This is a genomic window from Nocardia nepalensis, assembly GCF_048910785.1.
Taxonomy (GTDB): Bacteria; Actinomycetota; Actinomycetes; order Mycobacteriales; family Mycobacteriaceae; genus Nocardia; species Nocardia nepalensis.
In genome coordinates, this window is record NZ_JBKBET010000005.1 from 317,170 (window position 1) to 338,395 (window position 21,226).

21 protein-coding genes are annotated in these 21,226 nt (G+C 67.2%); 11 read left to right on the forward strand and 10 right to left on the reverse strand.

Annotated elements, in window-relative coordinates:
• Positions 1-25 precede the first annotated feature (25 nt).
• The gene (locus ACHQ4I_RS05820; protein ID WP_420770616.1) at positions 26-1,315 is read right to left on the reverse strand and encodes an adenylosuccinate synthase; all 1,290 of its coding nucleotides are present in this window, start codon (positions 1,313-1,315) and stop codon (positions 26-28) included.
• A 304-nt stretch (positions 1,316-1,619) separates the two neighbouring features.
• Between ACHQ4I_RS05820 and ACHQ4I_RS05825 the strand changes: the two genes are divergently transcribed.
• The 3 genes from ACHQ4I_RS05825 (at position 1,620) to ACHQ4I_RS05835 (ending at position 4,174) form a co-directional block, all read left to right on the forward strand.
• Complete coding sequence (locus ACHQ4I_RS05825; RefSeq protein WP_420770617.1) at positions 1,620-2,279, forward strand: hypothetical protein; 660 nt, start codon at positions 1,620-1,622, stop codon at positions 2,277-2,279.
• A complete protein-coding gene (locus ACHQ4I_RS05830) occupies positions 2,276-3,055 on the forward strand; it encodes a site-2 protease family protein (protein WP_420770618.1) in 780 nt (259 codons plus the stop codon). Before ACHQ4I_RS05825 ends, ACHQ4I_RS05830 begins: the two co-directional genes overlap by 4 nt.
• A 270-nt stretch (positions 3,056-3,325) precedes the next feature.
• Entirely contained in the window at positions 3,326-4,174 is an 849-nt protein-coding gene (locus ACHQ4I_RS05835) for a glycosyltransferase family 2 protein (RefSeq protein WP_420770619.1), read from the forward strand.
• Between the two features lie 296 nt (positions 4,175-4,470).
• Here the strand turns inward: ACHQ4I_RS05835 and ACHQ4I_RS05840 are convergent, their stop codons facing one another.
• The 3 genes from ACHQ4I_RS05840 to ACHQ4I_RS05850 all read right to left on the reverse strand — a co-directional run bounded on the left by ACHQ4I_RS05840 (position 4,471) and on the right by ACHQ4I_RS05850 (position 8,288).
• Positions 4,471-5,646: an FUSC family protein gene (locus tag ACHQ4I_RS05840; RefSeq protein ID WP_420770620.1), complete on the reverse strand. Its 1,176-nt coding sequence runs from the start codon at positions 5,644-5,646 to the stop codon at positions 4,471-4,473.
• 33 nt (positions 5,647-5,679) lie between these two features.
• Complete coding sequence (locus tag ACHQ4I_RS05845; protein ID WP_420770621.1) at positions 5,680-6,129, reverse strand: DUF3151 domain-containing protein; 450 nt, start codon at positions 6,127-6,129, stop codon at positions 5,680-5,682.
• Between the two features lie 134 nt (positions 6,130-6,263).
• Positions 6,264-8,288: a hypothetical protein gene (locus ACHQ4I_RS05850; protein ID WP_420770622.1), complete on the reverse strand. Its 2,025-nt coding sequence runs from the start codon at positions 8,286-8,288 to the stop codon at positions 6,264-6,266.
• 59 nt (positions 8,289-8,347) lie between these two features.
• Here ACHQ4I_RS05850 and ACHQ4I_RS05855 point away from each other — a divergent pair, with 59 nt between their 5' ends.
• The 3 genes from ACHQ4I_RS05855 to ACHQ4I_RS05865 all read left to right on the forward strand — a co-directional run bounded on the left by ACHQ4I_RS05855 (position 8,348) and on the right by ACHQ4I_RS05865 (position 10,862).
• Positions 8,348-8,599, forward strand: a complete 252-nt coding sequence (locus ACHQ4I_RS05855) for a hypothetical protein (RefSeq protein WP_420770623.1) — start codon at positions 8,348-8,350, stop codon at positions 8,597-8,599.
• A complete protein-coding gene (locus tag ACHQ4I_RS05860; protein ID WP_420770624.1) occupies positions 8,596-9,693 on the forward strand; it encodes an Rv0361 family membrane protein in 1,098 nt (365 codons plus the stop codon). Before ACHQ4I_RS05855 ends, ACHQ4I_RS05860 begins: the two co-directional genes overlap by 4 nt.
• A gap of 143 nt (positions 9,694-9,836) precedes the next feature.
• The gene (locus ACHQ4I_RS05865; RefSeq protein ID WP_420770625.1) at positions 9,837-10,862 is read left to right on the forward strand and encodes a fused (3R)-hydroxyacyl-ACP dehydratase subunits HadA/HadB; all 1,026 of its coding nucleotides are present in this window, start codon (positions 9,837-9,839) and stop codon (positions 10,860-10,862) included.
• Between the two features lie 10 nt (positions 10,863-10,872).
• Here the strand turns inward: ACHQ4I_RS05865 and ACHQ4I_RS05870 are convergent, their stop codons facing one another.
• A complete protein-coding gene (locus ACHQ4I_RS05870) occupies positions 10,873-12,330 on the reverse strand; it encodes a DUF4185 domain-containing protein (RefSeq protein ID WP_420770626.1) in 1,458 nt (485 codons plus the stop codon).
• A 147-nt stretch (positions 12,331-12,477) separates the two neighbouring features.
• Between ACHQ4I_RS05870 and ACHQ4I_RS05875 the strand changes: the two genes are divergently transcribed.
• Entirely contained in the window at positions 12,478-12,810 is a 333-nt protein-coding gene (locus tag ACHQ4I_RS05875) for an excalibur calcium-binding domain-containing protein (RefSeq protein ID WP_420770627.1), read from the forward strand.
• Positions 12,811-12,816: 6 nt separating this feature from the next.
• Here the strand turns inward: ACHQ4I_RS05875 and ACHQ4I_RS05880 are convergent, their stop codons facing one another.
• Positions 12,817-13,935: a BTAD domain-containing putative transcriptional regulator gene (locus ACHQ4I_RS05880; protein WP_420770628.1), complete on the reverse strand. Its 1,119-nt coding sequence runs from the start codon at positions 13,933-13,935 to the stop codon at positions 12,817-12,819.
• Positions 13,936-13,966: 31 nt separating this feature from the next.
• The gene (gene fbaA / locus ACHQ4I_RS05885) at positions 13,967-15,001 is read right to left on the reverse strand and encodes a class II fructose-bisphosphate aldolase (RefSeq protein WP_420770830.1); all 1,035 of its coding nucleotides are present in this window, start codon (positions 14,999-15,001) and stop codon (positions 13,967-13,969) included.
• A gap of 324 nt (positions 15,002-15,325) precedes the next feature.
• Between fbaA and ACHQ4I_RS05890 the strand changes: the two genes are divergently transcribed.
• Positions 15,326-15,985, forward strand: coding sequence for a DedA family protein (locus tag ACHQ4I_RS05890; protein ID WP_420770831.1), 660 nt, complete (start codon positions 15,326-15,328; stop codon positions 15,983-15,985).
• Positions 15,986-16,004: 19 nt separating this feature from the next.
• The gene (locus ACHQ4I_RS05895; RefSeq protein WP_420770832.1) at positions 16,005-16,676 is read left to right on the forward strand and encodes a DedA family protein; all 672 of its coding nucleotides are present in this window, start codon (positions 16,005-16,007) and stop codon (positions 16,674-16,676) included.
• A 9-nt stretch (positions 16,677-16,685) separates the two neighbouring features.
• On the opposite strand, the gene ACHQ4I_RS05900 is transcribed toward ACHQ4I_RS05895, so the two are convergent.
• From ACHQ4I_RS05900 to ACHQ4I_RS05910, 3 genes are all read right to left on the reverse strand, one after another.
• Complete coding sequence (locus ACHQ4I_RS05900; RefSeq protein WP_420770833.1) at positions 16,686-17,774, reverse strand: glycoside hydrolase family 76 protein; 1,089 nt, start codon at positions 17,772-17,774, stop codon at positions 16,686-16,688.
• Between the two features lie 117 nt (positions 17,775-17,891).
• Positions 17,892-18,572: a TrmH family RNA methyltransferase gene (locus ACHQ4I_RS05905; RefSeq protein WP_420770629.1), complete on the reverse strand. Its 681-nt coding sequence runs from the start codon at positions 18,570-18,572 to the stop codon at positions 17,892-17,894.
• A gap of 124 nt (positions 18,573-18,696) precedes the next feature.
• Positions 18,697-19,035: a DUF4190 domain-containing protein gene (locus ACHQ4I_RS05910; RefSeq protein ID WP_420770630.1), complete on the reverse strand. Its 339-nt coding sequence runs from the start codon at positions 19,033-19,035 to the stop codon at positions 18,697-18,699.
• Between the two features lie 91 nt (positions 19,036-19,126).
• Here ACHQ4I_RS05910 and ACHQ4I_RS05915 point away from each other — a divergent pair, with 91 nt between their 5' ends.
• Both ACHQ4I_RS05915 and ACHQ4I_RS05920 read left to right on the forward strand, forming a co-directional pair.
• Positions 19,127-20,491 carry a sensor histidine kinase gene (locus ACHQ4I_RS05915; protein ID WP_420770631.1) on the forward strand — a complete coding sequence of 455 codons (1,365 nt, stop codon included), beginning with the start codon at positions 19,127-19,129 and terminating at the stop codon, positions 20,489-20,491.
• Positions 20,488-21,141, forward strand: a complete 654-nt coding sequence (locus ACHQ4I_RS05920) for a LuxR C-terminal-related transcriptional regulator (protein ID WP_420770632.1) — start codon at positions 20,488-20,490, stop codon at positions 21,139-21,141. Before ACHQ4I_RS05915 ends, ACHQ4I_RS05920 begins: the two co-directional genes overlap by 4 nt.
• Positions 21,142-21,226: the final 85 nt, after the last annotated feature.

Sequence of the window (21,226 nt, forward strand, 5' to 3'; positions counted from 1 at the left end):
CGCACCGATTCCGCTGTTTGCGGCGCTAACCGAGCACGTCGTGGCGGACAATCGTCTGGTCACGACCCGGTCCCACGCCGATGCAGGATATGCGTGCGCCGGACAGTTCCTCCAGGCGCAGAACATAGGCCTGCGCGTTGGCGGGCAGTTCCTCGAAGGTCTGCACCTGTGAAATGTCTTCCCACCAGCCGGGCATCTCCTCGTAAATCGGCTTGGCGTGGTGGAATTCGGTCTGTGTGGTCGGCATCTGCTCGACCCGCTTGCCGTCTATCTCGTACGCGACACAGATCGGCACCCGCTCCAGACTCGACAGCACGTCCAGCTTGGTGAGGAAGTAGTCGGTGATGCCGTTGACCCGGGTCGCGTAGCGCGCGATGACCGCGTCGAACCAGCCGCAGCGGCGGGCCCGGCCGGTGGTCACACCGACCTCGCCACCCTGCTTGGCCAGGAATTCACCGAAGTTGTCGAACAGTTCGGTCGGGAACGGACCGGAGCCGACGCGGGTGGTGTAGCACTTCAGGATGCCGAGCACCGTATTGATCTTGTTGGGTCCGACGCCCGCGCCGACCGCCGCACCACCCGAGGTCGGGTTGGACGAGGTCACATACGGATAGGTGCCGTGGTCCACGTCGAGCAGGGTGCCCTGCGAACCCTCCAGCAGCACGGTTTCGCCGCGCTCGAGCGCCAGATTCAGCTCCAGTCGGGTGTCGGCGATGCGGTGCTTGAAGCTGTCCGCCTGCCCGAGCACCTCGTCTACCACCTGCTGCGGGTCCAGCGCACGGCGGTTGTAGATCTTCACAAGCACCTGGTTCTTGAACTCCAGGGCCGCTTCGACCTTCTGCGTCAGGATCTTTTCATCCAGCACATCGGCGACCCGCACGCCGACGCGAGCGACCTTGTCCTGATAGCACGGACCGATGCCGCGACCGGTGGTGCCGATCTTCTTATTGCCGAGGAAGCGTTCGGTGACCTTATCGATGGCCACGTGGTACGGCATGATCAGGTGCGCGTCGGCCGAGAGCAGCAGACCCGAGGTGTCGACGCCGCGCTCCTCCAATCCGGCCAGCTCCGCGAGCAGTACGCCGGGATCGACCACGACACCGTTGCCGATGACATTCGTCACGCCCGGGGTGAGGATCCCGGAGGGGATCAGGTGCAGTGCGAACTTGTCGCCGTTGGGCAGTACGACGGTGTGACCGGCGTTATTGCCGCCTTGGTACCGGACCACCCATTGCAACCTGCCACCGAGCAGATCGGTTGCTTTGCCCTTACCCTCGTCGCCCCACTGGGCGCCGATCAGGACGATTGCCGGCATGGTCGTGTCTCCTACGGTTCGACGCGCAACACCCCGGGGGATGGCAACCGGCGCGGCCGGCGGGTGGGTAAACACCAGTGCTGCAGCTACCTGCCCGTATCGAGGCGGTGGCCGGAAGCACAGTCTACCCAAAGCGTTCGAGGCGGCATCGAACCGGATCGCACCGTAGGCTCGACAACCACGTGGCCTTAGTCGGGCAGGACTATGGTTGCGAGGCACTGGCGGACCAGCAGGGGGTCCGGCATGGAAAGTGGCGAGGGTGGCCGACGGGTTGTCGGCCGAACCGAGGAGGGTGTACCGCAGTTTGAGTACCCACGTTCTCCGTTGCGACGGCGCACCGGTACCCATCGCCCTCGCGTCGCTGCCGATCTCGCCGACGACCGCGATTCCAGAGAACAGCGTGATCGATGAGCTACTGCCGGTCCTGGCCGCCGACAGCCTGCCCCGGCTGATCGTGCTCGGCGACGACGCCGCCCTGTCCTCGGTGCTGACCCATCTGATGCGGACCGAACGACTCCATGTGGAGATCGGATACGTGCCCGTCGACAAGACCTACGGCTCGCGCGTCTACCAGACCGGCACCGGCAATGCCGCCGCCAAGCGGGCGGTGGAGGGCCGGGCGGCCGAGATCCCGCTGATCCGCGACGACACCGGAACGGTGCTGGTCGGGCGGGCCGTGATCACCGGCCCCGGTGGCGAGAAACTGGAGGGCGAGGCCTATGTCGACGACAACCAGCTGTTCTCCGGCAAGGTGAACGCGATGCTCGTCTCCCCGACGCTGGAGATGCCCGGTGTGCGGGCGAGCGTGCACAGGGGCATGCGAAGGCGCCGCTGGCTGGCGGGCCGGGCCGCCCAACTCGGCACGCCCGGTGCGGTGGTGACCCGCGACGGCATCGCCAACGAGCGCATCGTGCCGCGGTCGTCGTTCTATCGGCATCACGAAAACTGGCTACTGGTGCGATGACGATTCCGTTCCCGAAGGGTCGCCGCGCAACCGTGCGGCCCAGCCCGGTGTTCCTGCTGGTGATCGCGGTCGCCGTGGCCGGCGGAGTGTTGGCCTGGGATGCCGACCTGCATTCGACGCGGGCGAAGTTCGGGGTATTTCTACTCGTCGTTTTCGGCTGGATCATCACGTTGTGCCTGCACGAGTTCGCGCATGCGTTCACGGCGTGGCGGGCGGGTGATCGCGAGGTGGAATTGCGGGGATATCTCACGCTGAATCCACTGAAATACAGCCATCCGCTGCTGTCGATCGTGTTGCCGATGGTGTTCATCGCGCTCGGCGGTATCGGGTTGCCGGGCGGTGCGGTGTACGTGCACACCCATAGCGTGAGCGCGCGGATGCAGCGGATCATCAGCGGCGCGGGGCCCGCAGTGAATGCGGTATGCGCGGTGCTGTTGCTGATAGTGGTGCGATTTTTCGGCAGTGACACCTCACACCGCGCATTCTGGTACGGCCTGAGCTTTCTGGCGTTCCTGCAAATCACCGCAACGCTTTTGAACATTCTGCCGGTGCCCGGATTGGACGGGTACGGCGTTGTCGAGCCCTCGCTGAGTTATCAGACCCGACGGGCGCTCGACCAGTTCAAGCCCTTCGGCATGCTGATCCTGTTCGCGCTGCTGTTCACACCGTCGATCAACAAGGTTTTCTTCGACGCGGTCTACTCGCTGTACGAGTTGTCCGGGGTCGATGCGGATTGGTCACGGTACGGCAGTTGGCTGACCCGGTTCTGGGCCTGAGCCGCCGACTCTAGACCGACCAGTATGGGCTCCCAAAATTGGGAATGCCCAGTTCAACTGCGCCGTCTAACGTATCGGACATCCGCCCAGAAGGCAGCTGAGCGGATGTCAGCGACGGGTCGCTACCGCTCCTGGCACACACCACATGTCGACGGCAGTCTGCGCTCGACATCCCTCACATTCGGCTGACAACGCCGTCCCGACTACGACCGCCGAAACATACCGGCCGGTCGTTATCTTAAGTTGTGCTCGACCCATTCGGAGGAACCAATGACGGGTTCACCAGCACCGATCACGCTATCGGTGGTCATCCCCGTTCTCGACGAAGCCGCGCTCATCCTGCGCTGCCTCGAGCGACTCGTCGACCAGGAAGCCATCACCGAAATCGTCGTCGTCGACAACGGCAGTACCGACGGCACCGACTCGATCGTCCGCGAATACGCGACCGCACACCCGAAAATCGAACTGGTCTACGAGGAGACCCGCGGGCTCATCCCCGCGCGCAACGCCGGAATCGCAAAGGCGCGCGGCGATTTCATCGCCCGCATCGACGCCGACACCTTCGTCGAACCGTATTGGGGCGCGACCATCCGCGACTACGCGACCGCACATCCGGAGGTCGCCGCGACGACCGGAATCTTCACCTACCACGACTCCCCGGTCCCCCTTTTCCTGGACATCGGAGTCTGGCTGAAGCGCAAGCTCGGCATGTTCGGCGGCCCGGTCGGCAATATGCACGGCGCGAATATGGCCATCCGCCGCACCGCATGGGATGAAGTCAAGGACGACACCACCACTCGGACCGATATCCACGAGGACCTGGATCTGGCGCTCTGCCTGTCCATGAAAGGGTTGCGCATTCAGCAGTTGCCGGATCAGCGGGTCCGGATCTCGGCCCGGCGGCGCCGAACCAATCCCCGTGAATTCTGGACCTATCAATTGCGCGGTATAAACGCCATCACGAATCGGGGATTTCCCATTCTGCCGGTGACCCGGGCCGTGGCCAGCCTCGCTTGGCTGGCGCACACCGTGCAGTGGCCGATCTATCGGTTCTGGGATTTCGATCGCCGCCGCTTCACGTTGCGCGGCAGTCCGGAACGGCTGTCCCCGGTCGACTGAATCGCGGGCGCCGGTCGCCCGGTCCGGACTCCCGGACCGGGCGACCTCTTCGCATGACCACGGTGCGCCCATACCCGCCCGGCCACCACACCAAATGGCCGGTAGGGCGTTCCGCCATCGTGCGAAGCGTCCGAACCGCGCTACCCCTCGTAACCGCGGTTGCCTCTCGAGGCTATGACCGTGGCGGCTCACGAACACGAGTAGTGGACTACGCGATGATGAGAGTTCCTGCGCCGGGAGTCGCGCGTGGCGTCCCACACCGGCGGGGAATGTCCGAAATCCGCTGAGTAGTCGGCCTATTCCTCGGGCGGAACGTGCGGATGCGGGACCGTCGGGGGCAGCAGCGCCATCGCGGAAATGCGCTGCATGCCGCAGACCTGCATGAGATCGACCAACATGGAACGCATTTGAGCGAAGACCACATGCGCCGAAAGTCCCGCGCCGTCAACGAGTTCCGGTCGCGCACCCTTGGCGACACCGCGCAGCACCCTGGCGGCCTCGGCCTGATCCGGCTGCTGGCCGGGATCGGCGAGCATCATTCGGCGCACCACCTCGACCGCCTGGGCCAGACGCTCCAACTCTTCGATGAGTCGCGGGTCGAGGATTTCGTCGTCCTGCACCAGGGTCAGGGAACGGCGCAGCAGCACCCTGGTATTGCGGACGGCATTGTCGAGCGGATCGGCGGTGGCGCGGATGCGGTCGAGGCGCTGTCTCGAATTCCAGTAGAGCGGGGAGATCCGACTGATTTCGCGACCACCCTCGAGGGTGGAGCGCAGGCCGTCGATCTGGGGCTGGGTCGCGCGGGCGGCGGTCAGGGCCAGGCGGATCTTCTCCGGGTCCTGTTCGAGCAGTCCGTCGGCGCAGTCGTGCAGCGATTTCGCCATCACCGCAAGGACTTCCGCGGCCTGCTCGCGGGCCCGGCGCACCGGATGCAGCGGTATCGAGGCGACCACGACCACGCCGACCAACCCGCCGACGAGCGCGTCGATCATCCGCGAGAAGCCGCCGCCCGCCGATGGCGGCAGCAGGGTGGCGACCAGCACGGCCGAACCGGCGGCCTGCATGGTGATGATCGACCCGCCGTCCAGGAATACCGCCAGCGCCATGGCCACCGCGACCACCAACGCGATCTGCCAGACGCCGGTGCCGGCGCGGGTGATGAACAGGTCGCCGATGCCGATGCCGACCGCGACGCCGACCACCAACTCCACCGACCGGCGCAGCCGTGCGCCGAACGAGATGCCGATCGAGACCACGGCCGCGGTCGGTGCGAAGAACGGCTGCGTATGTCCGACTATCTTGTGCGCGATGAACCAGGCCAGCGCCGCACCGACGGCGCACTGCAGAATCGGCAGCGCGGACAGTCGCAACCGCGCCCACGAACTGCGCAGCTTCTCCACGCTGCTGGCGCGGGCGACACCGACCGGGGAATTCGGATCAAGCCCACCCGTCGCCCGACCACCACCCCTCATCGAATCGCTACGCGATGCCGCATTCAATGCGACTCAGTCGAGGCCGAGCTCGGCAGCCGCGCGGGGGTCGCAGTCCTCGAGCAGGTCCAAACAACGCGCGTACTCTTCGGTCTCGCCGACCGCCCTGGCCGCCCTGGCAAGCGCGCCGACGCTGCGCAGGAAACCGCGATTGGGCTCATGGCTCCACGGCACCGGACCGAAACCCTTCCAGCCATTGCGCCGCAAGAGATCGAGGCCGCGGTGGTAGCCGGTGCGCGCGAACGCGTACGCGGCGACGATGTCGTGATTGACCACCTGCGCATCCCCCTCGGCCCCACCGCGCGCCAACGCGGCCTCCGCGAGATAGGCCCACGCGATCGAAGCCGCCGGATGCGCGGCCGCGACCTGCACCGGATCGGCCTTATCGAGCAGCGCCGCCTCCGCATCGGAGTCTTCGGGCAGGAGTACCGGTTGCGGTCCGAGCAAGTCACCGAACGAGGTCATGCGGTTCATTGTGCACGGGCGGCGCGGGCGGCGCTGAACCCGCGTTCCCCACTCGAGGAGCGAGTCGTCATCGCGGCCAGGTAGAAGCCGTCCTCGGCCACCGCCAACAGCGACCATCACCGAACGCCTGGTGACTATCGTGGCCTGGCAGGGTCAATGACGGCCTCTTGACGGCTGTGCCCGTTAGGCTGGCCGTCGAGTTCAACTGTTCCGCCTGAGCGAGGGGTAGTGGTGTCCGACCCGAACGACGAGAAGAGCCCGGCACGAGATACCGGCCGCCCCGCCGATGCGGCCGATAAGGCGCGCGCCGCCGCGCCCGCGGACCGGACACCCGCGTCGGCCCCCAACGCTCCCGCGGAACCGGGCACCGCCGCTCGACCCGGCACGTCCGGAGATGGCGCGAGCGTCGGAGGACAGGCTGGGTCTGCACCGAACCGACCCATTCCCCCCAAGTCGGGTTCGAGCGCATCTCTGGGTTCCGGCACCCCCGCGGGATCCGGCGCGACTGCGGCGGAACGGGCGGCCGCGGCACCGACCCGGCCGATACCTGCGCCCTCGAACTCGGGCGCGTCCGCGGGATCCAGGACAACCGGATCCGACACTTCATCGCAACCTGGCACTTCCGGGAGCGGTGCGGCCGCCGAGGAACGGGCAGCCGCCGCGCCGACTCGGCCTATTCCGGCCCCGTCGGCGAAGCAGCCGCCGACCGATGCCGCCCGGCCGAGTAGCCAGGGTGCCGCGACCGGGGATATCGCCGCGCTCGGCAAGCCCGCCGAAGCCGCTGGCCCGCCGCCGGCCGCCGCCGATGCCACGACACCGAGCCGACCGACCTGGGCCGCTGGTGCACAGTCGCGCGGAGCTGCCGCGGGCGGAGCAGCCAAGCCAGGTGGTGCGGGCCAGCGAGATAGCGGAGCGGGTCGATCGCCTGCGGGGTCCGCGACACCGGCCGGTGCTGGCGGATCCGGAGCGAACGGACCCACCGGCGCATCGCCGAATTCCGAAGGAAAGACCACAGAGATCCCGCGCGGTGGCGTCAAGGGCGGCAAGAACACGGCTTCCGATGCCACGGCACCGACCGCCGCCGCATCCGGTGCAGCAGCGCCGGGCAAGGCCACGCCGGCTGCTGGCTCCAGGCCGACCAACGTCGCCTCCGGGTCGGACGCACCGACCGCCGCGATCAAACGCGACGGCCCCAGAGTCCAATCCGCCAGCGGCACAGCAACATCCGCTGCCTCAGCCGGTCGGCCTCCCGCCGCCAGCGGATCCGACGCCACCCCGACCGCCGATAGGTCCGCATCCGCGCCGACCGGGAAGGCCGCCGCCGCGCAGTCCAGCGGCCCGGCCCCCCAGTCGACAGGATCGGCGTCACCATCCAGCGACACTGCCGCCCCACGCAGCGGCACCCCGACACCGCCCGATAGTGCTGCCCCATCGCCCGGCGCAACCCTCGCATCCCGTGGCACCGCCGCCGACTCGGGTCGAACCGCCACTCCATCTGGCAACGCCGCCAGTCCATCCAGCAGCGCTACCACTCCGTCCAGTAGCACCGCGGCGCCATCCGGTGGCGCTGCATCGCCCGGTGCCCAGTCCGGTGGCGCAGCGACGCCATCCAGCGGCCCCGGCGCAACTGCCGCTGGCGGCAATGCCACACAGTCCGGCGCTGCCGCATCCGGCACCACCGGACCATCAGGTCGCACCGCCACACCAACTGGCGACGGGGCATCCGACGGCAGGACTGCGGCGGGTGGCACCTCCGGCGGACCGGGTCGCACCGACACCCGATCCGATGCAGCGGCCGCATCGTCTGGTCGTGCTGCCACTCGATCGAGCGGCACCGCCGCGCCCGGCGGCGCGGCCACACCATCTAGCCGCACCACCACGGAATCCGGTGGCACAGGCGGGGCATCGGGACGCACGGCCACGCCGTCGAGCGGCACAGGCACGCCGCCCGGCAAGACCGCCCCGTCGCCGCGTACCTCTGCGGCATCGGCCGGGGGCGCGGCTGGGGCGGGTGGCGCTACCCGGTCACCCGCTGGTACGGGCCCAGCGTCCGGCGGCAGCGGTGCAACGTCCGGCGGCACCACGCCATCCGGCGGCACCACGCCATCCGGCAACGCTGCCGCATCGTCCAGCGGGACAGCCACCCAGTCCGGTGGCACAGCGACACCATCCAGCGGCACCGACGCAACTGCCGCTGGCGGCAAGGCTGCACAGCCAGATGGAAAGGCCACGCAGCCAGGAAGCACTGCTGCACAGCCAGGTGGCACTGCCGCACAGCCAGGCGGCAAGGCCACGCAGCCAGGCGGCAAGGCCACGCAGCCAGGAAGCACTGCTGCACAGCCAGGCGGCAAGGCCACGCAGCCAGGAAGCACTGCTGCACAGCCAGGTGGCAAGGCCACGCAGCCAGGTGGCAAGGCCGCATCCGGCACCGCCGGATCATCTATGGGACCCGATGCGGAAACCGCTGTGATTCGGCGGAGTTCGGATGCGGGCTCGGCGGCGGCCGACGACAGCGGTGACCAGGGCGACGACGCTGCGGGGGCGGATGCGGCGACCATGGTTATGCGGCGGGTCGATCCGGCGGACAAGCCGTCCGCGGGTGGTAAGGATGCGGCCACGGTTTCGGCGCGCCGGGATGAGCCGGGTGACGGCGGTGCGCCGGATCTGGCCGGGGCCGACGACAAGACCGTCGCCATGCCGGTGGTTTCGAAGCTGGATGCCGAGAAGACCGTGGCATTGCCGATTCAGAAGCCGGTCGATAAGGACGCCACGCAGCGGATGCGGACCGATGCGAAGCCCAGTGGCACCGATCGGGTCGCTGCGCCCGCGGCCCGGCCCGGGCCGATCACCAAGCCGCCGAGTACGCCGCGTCCGGCGCCGGGGCCGAAACAGGCTGGGGTGCAAGGACCTTCGCAGGGGCCGGGGGTCGAGGAGACCGCGCCGTCGGCACCGCGCGCGCCCGGTCGGCCGCGTCAGGTCGCTTCGGCGCCGTCACCGGCGGATACCCAGCTGACCCGGCCCGCGCAGTCGGTGGTCCAGCCGCGGCCGCCGATCGCGCAACCGCAACGGATCACGCCGCCGAGCCAGCAGCCGACGGCCACCCCCGCGCAGGCACCGGCCGGACGGTCGAAGCGCTGGTTGTTCGTGGTGGTGGGGGCGGCCGCCGCGGTGCTCGTCGCGGTGCTGGCGGTCGTACTGGTCGGCAATCGGGGCGACAACTCCCCGGAGGCCAAGGTGCGCACCACCATCACCGATTACACCGAGGCTCTGAAGTCCGGCGACCTCGCGGCGCTGCGCAAGACCACGTGCGGACCGCTGCACGACTTCTATCAGGGCATTCCGGCGGATCAGTTCGCGAGCGTGCACCAGCTATCGATGGATCACAAGAGCATTCCGGTGGTGGCGAGCGTCGATGCGATCCGGATCACCGATAAGACCGCGATCGCGCAGGCCAGCGTCTACACCGACGCGGATCCGTCGAAGCGATCGGCCAGAACCTTCGATCTGGAGCAGACCGACGACGGCTGGAAGGTCTGCGACCCGCCGACCGCGGGGACGCCGTAGACGGTGACACCCTAACCAAATGGCAAGCCCACTAACCGGTAGCGAACGTCACACTTACCTGGTCAATGGACCGGTTCGCCAGTAGCATGGCCCGGATCATGGTCAGGGAGCAAACAATCGCACAGCCGGAAAATGACGTCGTTGTGCAGACAGCAACGGTGGCGGGACGCCGGTTCCGGGTGCGCGAGCACTATGCGGTCGGCCGCGAGAAGGTCCGCGAGTTCGCGCGCGCAACCCAGAGCCTGCACGGCGCGCATCATTTCGAATCCGATGCGCGCAAGCTCGGCTACGACGGCATCGTCGCGCCGCCGACGTTCGCCTCTGTCATCGGCATCAGTGCGACGCGGGCCCTCTTGGATTCGGTGCTCGTCGATTACGACCTGTCCCAGATTCTGCAGACCGACCAGGTTTTCGACCTCGCCCGACCGATCGTCGCGGGCGATCGGCTCAGCACCGAGGTCGCGATCGAATCGATCCGGCAGTTCGGCGATAACGACTTCATCCTGGTGACGTTCTCGCTGACCAACCAGCACGGCGAGATCGTGCAGTCGGGTTCGACGACCATCGTGGCGCGCCGCGGTGTCGAGGTCGACCCGAATATCGCCGCCGCCGTCGAGAACATCATGATGCACACGCGCCCGGTCACCGTCGGTGATATCACGGTCCCCGACAGCGGGCCGCTGGTCGCCTTGTCCGCGGACGCCCCGGCCGCCGGAGTGCCCGCATCGCCGAGCGAGTTCGTGCACACCCTCCCCGACTTCGACCGACTATCCGTCGGCGATCAACTCCCGGCCGGGACCGCCCAGGTGACGCGCGGCGATCTGGCCAACTACGCGGGAGTTTCGGGCGATCCCAACCCGATTCACTTCAGCGAGCGCGCGGCCCAGTTGGCCGGACTGCCGACGGTGGTGGCGCATGGGATGCTGACCATGAGTCTGGCGGGTGGCTATCTGACCTCCTGGCTCGGTGATCCGACGGCCATCCAGCAGTTCAACGTGCGGTTCTCCGGATTCGTCCCGGTGACGGCCGAGGCGCCGAGCCTCGTCGAGTTCAGCGGGAAGATCAAGTCGCTGGATCCGCGAAGACGCACCGCGACGATCGTGCTCGCGGGCGCCTCGCAGGGCCGCAAACTCTTCGGCCGGGCCATCGCGGAGGTTCGATTCGCCTAGCGGCACAACCTCATTCGAGGGTCGCGTGCATCAGATACACGTTGTAGTCGCTCCAGGTCGAAATATTGAAGTAGAGGTCCGAACCCGAGGACCAGGGATGGATGAATCCGCCGTACAACTCGGGGTAATCGAGCACCGTCACCGTCGGCGCGCCATCGGACCACACACCCTGCGGTGAATCCGATTCGCGGACAACCAGGGCCGCCTTGGTGGTATCCAAATAGCTCATCTGCCAGACGTTTCGGCTGGCGTCGAAGCGCACCGAAAGCTCACCGGCGGGTGCGTCGACGATCGGGCTCGCGGAGCCGAATCCGCCTACCGGAGTCCAGTTTCCGTCCTGCCAGTACTGATAGGCAGTGGTGTTGAGCAGCTGATCCTTCGGCACCCGCGCAAGCCCGACGGCCCCGAGCCGGGTATTGGGCGTGCCGAACATGTAGACGTAGTCGCCCTGCGGAACCATCGCGCTCACTTGGAAATTCGCGAGTCCGAAGATGTTGTCCCAGCGCGCGTAGGGATCTTTGGTCCAGGTCTGACCGTGGTCGTCGGAGTAGGCGATGCCGCCGTAGTTGGTGAAGAACGTGCCGGGAAGGCTGTTCCAGGTGCGAATCGACATATAGCTCAGGTACTGCCGATCACCGAGCGCGAATCCCGAGGTCGGAATCGTGGTGACCTCGACATTGTCGAGTTTGCGGCTGGAGAGCACTTCCGCCGCGTGGCAGCGGTCGTCGGTGACCATGCGGTTGTAGGTCATGCCGTCGGACAGATCCCGATCGGTGCTGAAGGCGAGTACATTGCTGCGCCAATCCATTCCCATGCCGCCCGGCGGGTGGAAGCCGCGCCCGACGGTGTCACCGAAGGCGGTGGCGATCTCCCCCGGCGCGCTCTCCCACATGATGCCGAGGTCGGTGCCGTACACCTGCCAGCGCTTATCGGTGCGGTTGACCGAATTCGCGCCGGTCTGCTTGGCCACCTCGGTGACCGCGCTGATCCGCGGCGTCGGCCGGGCCGGGGATAGCGCGGCGGGCTCGGTCGGCGGATCCACCCGCGCTGGGGGCGGGGGGACCGGACCCGGATCCGGTCCCGGCCCGGGTATCGCGAAGTGGAAAGGCTTGGGGTTCAACAGGATTTCCGGAATGCCGAGTCGGCTGGACAGGCTCGGCGGCGGTGTCGGCGCATCGGTCAGATCCGGGCACGGGTTGGTGCACGGATTCGACGGCAGCTCCACCTCCGTCCGGCGCGGCGCGGGTCCGGGCTGATCCGGCGGCAGCACGGTGATCACCGGATACGGGATGGGTACCTCGAGCGTCTTGGGCACCAGCGCCTCATGCGTCGCGGGCGGATCGGTCGCACACGGACCGGCCACCGGGCCGGTCTGCTCCGGCGCGGCTTCGGCTGGTCGGCCCGCGTACGTCAATGCACCGGCCGTGCACACGACGGCACCGATCACCGCCAGCAACCGCCGAGCCATCGTCGAACCCCCTCGATATCTCTCGCGAATCGGACACCAGCGGTCGACCCTACCCGTTATGCGCCATTCGACGTGTCCGACTTTCCGATCGGAATCGAGGGATATCCGAGACCCCGCAAGAGCCGAACTCGGCGCAGGATGGTTGTTGTGAAGATTTCAGCCAAACGCGCCGCGCTACCCGCAGTCGGCGCGGCCTGCCTGACGGCCGCGGCGCTCGCGGTGATCCCGCCCGCCGCTGTCGCCGATTCGCCAACCGTCCAAATCGTTTCCGGCCCAGACGATTCGCTTCCGGTGCCGACGTATCGCCCCGGCCCGAAGGGCTCGAATGTGCCGCCGCCGGACGAGTCGGAGGAAAGGCCGACGAAGTACTACACCGACTGCGATCAGGTGCGCGCCGAGGGCAAGCTGCCGCTGTACCGTGGCCAGCCCGGCTACTCGTCGTACCTCGATCCGGACGGCGACGGCATCGCCTGCGACTGAACGGGCCTACTGCACCGCTTGGAACACCAACATCGTCGCGCCGATGCGGATGACGTCACCGTCGGCGAGCAGCGCACCGCTTTCGATCGCGTCATCGTTGACGTACACGCCATTGGCCGAATGCAGATCCTTGATCAGCAGTCCGGCCCGACTCGGCATGATGTGCGCGTGGTAGCGACTGGCCTTCGGATCGTCGAGGACCAGATCGTTATCGGTCATCCGGCCGATTCGCATGCCGCCCTGCGCGATTGCCATAATCCGGCCGTCCGGCATGCGCAGCTGTCCGCTGCGCACCGCACGCGGCATCTCGGTGACGGTCTCGGTCATCGCCGCGGCCAGCCGCTCGGTGCGCTTGAGCTCCATTGTGTTGAGCGGTTCCTGGCGCAGCACCCGCTGTTCGAGATCGACCAGCACCGGACCCGGGTCGATACCGAGTTCCTCCGCGAGCACCGTGCGCACCCGACGGCACGCGTCCAGCGCATCGGCCTGCCGACCGGACAGATACAGCGCGCTGATCAGCTGACCCCACAGCGGTTCGCGCAGCGGATGTTCATTGGTCATCGCGACCAACTCGCCGATCACCGATGAGGCACGCCCACAGGCGATTTCGGCATCGATGCGAGCCGAGGCGGCCTGCAGCCGCTCCTCGTCCATCGCGGTGGCGAAGCCGTCGGCGAACTGCAATCCGGCCAGATCGGCCAGCGCGCGACCGCTCCACTCGCGCAACGCATTTCCGAACAGCTGCGCCGCACCGGCGTGGTCGCCCACCTCGACACAGCGCGCACCCGCATCCCTGGCCGCCTCGAAGCGCCCGAGATCGCAGGCATCATCGGGAATCTCGAGCCGATAGCCGGATGATTCGGTGCGCAGCACCATGGCTGGATCGACACCCGAATTACGCAGCGCCTTACGGATATTCGAGACGAATACCTGCAGGCTGGCGGCGTAGGAATCGGGTGGATCCTCGTTCCACACCATATCGGCCAGCGCAGCCGAAGCCACCGCGCGCCGTCGGTTGACGGTCAGCGCGGCGAGTAAGGCTCGCGGCTTGGGCCCGCCGACCGCTACCGGCTCACCACCGACCAGCAGTCGCACGGGCCCGAGCACGCGCACATCCAAAACCATGTGCTCAATGCCCCCCGAAGGGTAAATAGGGTCAGGCGCTGATCGAGCGGCCCGCGGACTTCAGATCATTGCACGCCTCGACGACACGCGCCGCCATGGCGGACTCGGCCTTCTTCAGGTAGCTGCGCGGATCGTAGGCCTTCTTGTTGCCGACCTCGCCGTCGATCTTGAGCACACCGTCGTAGTTGGTGAACATATGCGCGGCGACCGGCCGGGTGAACGCGTACTGGGTGTCGGTGTCGACGTTCATCTTCACCACGCCGTAGCGCAGCGAATCCTCGATCTCCGACTTCAGCGAGCCCGAACCGCCGTGGAAGACGAAGTCGAACGGCTGCGCGTCGGCCGCCAGACCCAGCTTGGCCGCGGCGACGCGCTGGCCCTCGGCCAGCACCTCCGGCTTGAGCACCACATTGCCCGGCTTGTACACACCGTGCACATTGCCGAAGGTCGCGGCCAGCAGGTACTTGCCGTTCTCGCCCGAGCCGAGCGCGTCGATGGTCTTCTGGAAGTCCTCGGGGGAGGTGTAGAGCTTCTCGTTGATCTCGGCCTCGACACCGTCCTCTTCACCGCCGACGACGCCGATCTCGACCTCGAGGATGATGTTCGCCGCATTGGTCGCCTTGAGCAGCTCCTTGGCGATCTCCAGGTTCTCGTCGATCGGGATCGCGGAGCCGTCCCACATATGCGACTGGAACAGCGGGTTGCGGCCCGCGTTCACCCGCTCCTGGGAGATGGCGATCAGCGGACGCACGAAGGTGTCCAGCTTGTCCTTGGGGCAGTGGTCGGTGTGCAGCGCGATGGTCACGTCGTAGCGCGCGGCGACCACATGCGCGAATTCGGCCAGCGCGACCGCGCCGACGACCATATCCTTCACACCCTGGCCCGAGCCGAACTCCGCGCCGCCGGTGGAGAACTGGATGATGCCATCGCTGCCCGCGTCGGCGAAGCCCTTGATGGCCGCATTGACGGTCTCGGAGGAGGTGCAGTTGATGGCGGGGAAGGCAAAGGAGTTCGCTTTGGCCCGACCGAGCATCTCGGCGTAGACCTCCGGAGTCGCGATGGGCACTGTGAAGACCTCCGTGTTGTGCGGCAAAAGACAATTCTGTCAGCCCACAGCGTAGGCCAGCAGGCTTTCGCACGATGTCACGGGATCGTCCTGTGCGGCGGGTCGACCATACGAACCGGCCGGTCGGACGTGGCGAACTTTTCGCACAGCGCGAGGTTTCTCAGTTGGACCCGGTACTGTTGGCCGCGTAATTGCGCTGGCAGCTTCCGATGCGGTGGCAAGCAATGCAGGCCAGCCGTACCCGGGACAGGAGGCCGCGTGATTCTGCTGGCAGCGACAGAATCGGTGACGAGCAACGTCGCATTGACCCAGTTGCTGGACCCGATGCACCTGCTTACGGAGACGTGGCTCAAGAACGCGGTGCTCCCGGCGATCCTGGTGATCGTCTTCATCGAGACCGGTCTGCTCTTCCCGATCCTGCCCGGCGACTCGCTGCTGTTCACCGGCGGCCTGCTATCCGCGACGGACAATCCGCCGGTTTCGATCTGGTTGCTGTTGCCCGCCGTCATGGTGACCGCCTTCGCCGGTGACCAATGCGCCTATTGGATCGGCAGGGCCATCGGGCCCGCGCTGTTCCACAAGGAAGACACCCGGTTCTTCAAGAAGCATTACGTCACCGAGACGCACGCCTTCTTCGAAAAGTACGGCCCGAAGACGATCATCCTGGCCCGATTCGTCCCGATCGTGCGCACGTTCATGCCGGTGCTCGCGGGGGTGTCCAAGATGGATTACCGCAAGTTCGTCACCTTCGACATCGTCGGCGCGGTCCTGTGGGGCGGCGGCGTCACGGTGCTCGGGTACTTCCTCGGCAATATCGAATTCATTCGCAAGAACATCGAGCCGATCTTCCTGCTCATCGTCTTGATCTCGATCCTGCCCGGCATCATCACGGTGGCGAAGAAGGTGCTGAATCGTGGTGCGGCGGACGAGGCCGGTCAGCACGACGCCGCGCTGACCGCCCCGACGAACGAGCCGACCCACTGAGCCGGTGTCCACCGCGCAGTTGCCCCTAGCAGTGGGCAGTTTCGATCCGCTGACCTCGGCGGGCCCCGCGCTCGTCTGGACGGTGGTGCTCACCTTCGTCTTCCTCGAATGCGCGCTGATCATCGGGTTGTTCCTGCCCGGTGACTCGATGCTGATCACCGCGGGCATCGTGATGGCCTCCAACGCGGCCGGCGAGGCTCATGTCTGGGCGCTGTCGATCGGCACGATGATCGCGGCGATCGCGGGCAACCAGGTGGGTTACGTCATCGGGCACCGCACCGGCCACCATCTGGTGGCCAGGAAGAACGGCCGCTACATCAACACCCGCAATCTGGCGCGGGTCACCGAATTGCTGCAGCGGCACGGTTTCCTCGCGGTGCTCGTTTCGCGCTGGATCCCGTGGGTGCGCACGCTGTGCCCGATGGTCGCGGGCGCGGCCCGGATGGACCATCGCAAATACACCGTGGCCAGCACGATCGGCGCCATTATCTGGGCACCGGTGCTGCTGCTCATCGGCTATTACGCGGGCAGTTTCCTGGATCGGGTGCCGTGGCTCATGCCCGGAGTCATCGGCACGCTGGTGGTCGGGCTGATCATCGGGACGGCGCTGGGCATTCGGCATTACCGGCAGGAGATCGCCAAACCCGCCGAGGATTTCGATCTCGAATCCGCGCCCATGCTCGAGACCTAGTGCCGATTCCTACAGTCCGGCGGCGCTGACCTGGAAGGCCGCCTCCATCAGCAGCCAACCCGACAGCTGTACCGACATATCGCGTTCGGGCACCTGCGACGAGGTCACCGAGCCGCCGGCGGTGAAATGCCCGGCGCCGGACGAGCCCCCGGGTAGCTGGGCCGGCTTGTTCCAGTCGTGCCCGAACAGCGGTTCGCCCTCGACCTCGAGCCGGTTGGCCCAGGCCGCCGTGGCGCTGGCGCGCACGATGGCCGCCGCGGCGCGCCGATCGGCCACCTGTTCCCGATCCTCGCCGGGCAGCATCAGCGCGACCACGGCCAGGTAGCGGGCCAGGATCCCGTTGAACAGCCCGCCGTCGCCGCCACCGCCGCCATTGATCACCCCATCGGTGGTCATCTGCTCCTCGACCGCGGCGAGCAGCCGGTGCACCCGCCCGATATGACGCTCCTCGCCGGTGTGCATCGCGAGTTCGGCCTCCAGGCCGAGCACCACACCCTGGCAGTAGGTGAAGGTCGGGCGTTCGATCTCACCGGAGGGTAGGTGGATGCCGTCGAGGATCAGTCCGGTTTCCCTGTCCAGCAGCGTCGCATCGATCCAGTCCGCCATCTCCTGCGCGCGAACGTGGCGGCCGAGGCGCAGCAGGGCGATCGCGGCCGGTCCGTTGGCCGGTGCGTTGAAGTAGTCCGAGCGGACCCGCCACGGCACGCCGCCGCCGCGTGCCGGATCCCAGGCCCCGTACAGCTGTTTTTCGAGTGCGATCAGCCCGCGGCGCACCTCGGTGATGTCCTGGGTTCGCTCGGCGCGCTCCAAAGCGATTGCCAGCCAGGCCATATCGTCGTAGTAGTTATTGGTCCAGCCGGTGATATTGCGCATCCGGTGGGCGCGCGCGATGGCGGCGATGCGTTTGCGGCGCATCGGGGTCGGCACCCGGTTGGCGGCATCGACCGCACAGTCGATCAGATGCGCCTGCCACCAGTAGTTCCAGGTCGCGAAGACGCGCTCGCAGCGGGTCGCGGGCCAGCCGACCACACCCAATTCGGTACCGGGACAGGCCCATAGGACACGCAGATGCCGAGAGACGATCGCGGCTTCGGCCATATCCGCTCGCTCGGACCAGAGCGCGGGCGTAGGTGCAGCGTCGCGCCCGGTCTGAGGGCTCCGCGAGGTCATGGGTCAATGGTGCCAGCTTCGCCCCGGTTCATAGGGATCTTTTCGTTACCAAGCCGAAGTCAAATCGGCATGTTGCCGAATCCACGCGTGCATCGCGATCCCGGCAGCGACCCCGGCATTGATACTGCGGGTCGAACCGAACTGGGCGATCGAAACCGTCAGCTCGGCCGCACCCTTCGCATGTTCGGTGACGCCCGGACCCTCCTGCCCGAACAGCAGCAGGCAGCGGCGCGGCAACTCGACGGTTTCCAGCGGGACGGCACCCGGCACGTTGTCCACGGCGACCACGGTCAGATCCGCACGCTCGGCGAAGGCGATCAGCTCGCCGATATCGGTGTGATGTTCGATGTGCTGATAGCGGTCGGTGACCATGGCGCCGCGCCGATTCCAGCGCCGCCTGCCGACGATATGCACGGCCGCCGCGGCGAAGGCGTTGGCGGTGCGCACCACGGTGCCGATATTCGCGTCGTGCCCGAAGTTCTCGATGGCCACGTGGAATGGGTGCCGGCGCCGGTCGATATCGGCGATGATGGCCTCGCGCGACCAGTAGCGGTAGGCGTCGACGACATTGCGGCGGTCACCGCCCGCCAGCAGCTCCGGGTCGTAGCGGGGATCCTGCGGCGGCGCCTCGCCGTGCTCCTGCGCCCATGGCCCGACACCGTGCGGGTGCTCGCCCCATTCGGTGGGTCCTGGCTGCTCGGCCGTGTCCGGCGCTGGGTGGTTCACCCCGACGATGCTAATTCCGGCCGCTCCGCAGCCAGCGAGGCGGTAGCGCGGCGTGACCGCGCCAGAGGCCCGCGAAGGCCGCAAATCGAACACCACCATCGCCGCGGCCGGAATCGAGCGGCCGCTAGTAGCTCGAGGATGTGGAGTCGAGGGCGCCGATAGCGGCCAGGACCACTATGAAGATGATGAACAGAATGGTCAGGATCAACAGTATCGAGGCGATCATGCCGCAGATGTACCCGGCCATAACGCTGCTGCGACCACCGATCGCCCCGCCGGACGCGTCGATCTCGTTGAGCGCCTTCTTCCCCATCACCCACGCGACCGGGCCGATGATCTGGCACAGCAGCAGGCTGAGGATGCCGAGGATCATGACCGTGGTGGCCTGCGGATGATCCGGCGGCGGGCCATAGGCCGGGTAGCCGTACGACGGACCGTACTGCGGTGGCGGCGGATAGTTCATGCGCAGATGGTAATTGGTGTAGCTGGCCACACCACGGATTCGGCGGTCAGCTCGATCGAATGCCGCCACGACCCCGACAACCATGGAACCCATGACCGAGACACAAACCCTCGTGCTCGACGCGCCCACCGGCAAGACCGGTCCGGACGCGCGGGGAGTGCTGCGCGCCGTGCTGCGGGCACCGATCCAGGCCAGGACCTGGAAGCAACTCGCCTATATCTTCACGGTTTTCGCGATCGGCCTGCTCGCCGTCTGCTACCTGTTCTTCGGTTTCCTCGGTGGCTTGTACGCCTCGATCTTCTTGATCGGAATCCCGGTGCTGGCACTGGTGGTCCTGGGCGCGCGGATCTGGGGGAAGATCTATCGCGCGCTGGCCAGGGATCTGCTCGATACGCCGGTGCAGGGGCCGCCGCCCTACGCCTCGCGGCCGGGCTTTTTCGGATTCCTGAAGAGCGCGTTCACCGATCGCGCGAGCTGGCGCGCCATTCTGTTCCTGTTCGCGCAGGCCGCACTCGGTGTGGTCGGCGGCTATCTGGTGCTGATCGTGGTGGCCATAACGGTGTTCACCGCGCTGTCACCCATCCCATGGGTGCTTTTCAACCCGACGAATATCGACGACAACGGTGTCGAACACCATTCACTGGCTCAGTTCGGATCGTTCTACATCGACACCTGGCCAAGGGTTTTGCTGATGTCCGCGGTCGGCGTCATCGGCTGCTTCGCACTGCCGTGGCTGCTGCGCGCGGTCTGCTGGATCCACGGACTGCTCACCATCGCCCTGCTTTCCGCGACGGCACGGGACCGGCAACTGGTCGAATTGCAGGCGAGCAGGCGTGCGGCGGTGGAGGATTCGGCGGCGACGCTGCGCCGGGTGGAGCGGGATCTGCACGACGGCACACAGGCGCGGCTGGTCACCATCGCGATGGCCCTCGGCCGGGCCGAGGAGCGATTGGCCGCGGGCGGCGATGCCAGCGATCTGATCGCCGACGCGCACGCCAGCTCCAAGGAGGCATTGACCGAATTGCGCGAACTGGTGCGCGGAATCCATCCGCCCGCACTCGAATTGGGGCTGGAGCCCGCCCTGGAGACGCTGGCGTCGCGGTGTGCGGTTCCGGTGGAGCTGCGGGTGCATCTGCCACAGCGGCCGAATCCGGCCATCGAGGCGATCGCCTACTTCTCGGTCGCCGAACTGCTCACGAATGTGGTCAAACACGCGAATGCCGCCAGTGCCTGGGTTTCGGTTGTGCCGAGTGATGCGCGCACGATCGCGGTCTCGGTGCGCGACAACGGAATGGGCGGCGTGCTGCAGCCCGTGGACGGGGAACACGCCGCGGGCAGCGGACTCTCGGGCCTGGCGGCGCGGGCCCGTGCGGTGGACGGCACGCTCACCGTGCAGAGTCCGACCGGCGGACCGACCGTGGTGACCATCCTGCTGCCGACGGCCGGACCGCGATGAGCACACCGTTGCGGGTGGTCATCGCCGAGGACAGCGTGATCCTGCGCGACGGCCTGGCCGGACTGCTGACCGAGCGCGGCCACGAGGTGGTCGCCATGGTCGGCGACGCCACCACCCTGAGCGATGTGGTCGGCACCTACCACCCCGACGTGGCCGTGGTCGATGTGCGGATGCCGCCGACCTTCACCGACGAGGGGCTGCTCGCGGCGATCGAGCTGCGCCGCAAATATCCCCTCACCGGTGTGCTGGTGTTCTCGCAGTGGATCGAAACCCGCTATGCCACCGAACTTCTCGCCGGTGGCGCCAGCGGCGTCGGCTACCTGCTCAAGGACCGGGTGGCCGACGTCCGCGATTTCGTCGATGCCCTGAACCGGGTCGCCACCGGCGGCACCGCACTCGACCCGGAGGTGGTGAGTCAGCTGATGGGCGCCTCGCGCCAACAGGATTCGCTCGCCCGGCTCACGCCCCGCGAGCGCGAGGTGCTCGAACTGATGGCGCAGGGACTGTCGAACAATGCGATAGCAAGCGCACTCACGGTCACCGAGCGCGCCGTCGAGAAGCACATCGGCAATATCTTCACCAAGCTCGACCTGCCGCCCTCGGATACCCATCACCGCCGGGTGCTGGCGGTTCTGCGGTTGAAGGGTTGAGGACGGCTTCCGCTACGGCCTGGTCACGGGTCTGGTCAAGGCGCATTCACGCCGCGGCGGCCGGACCTATCCTGGAGGTGCAGGG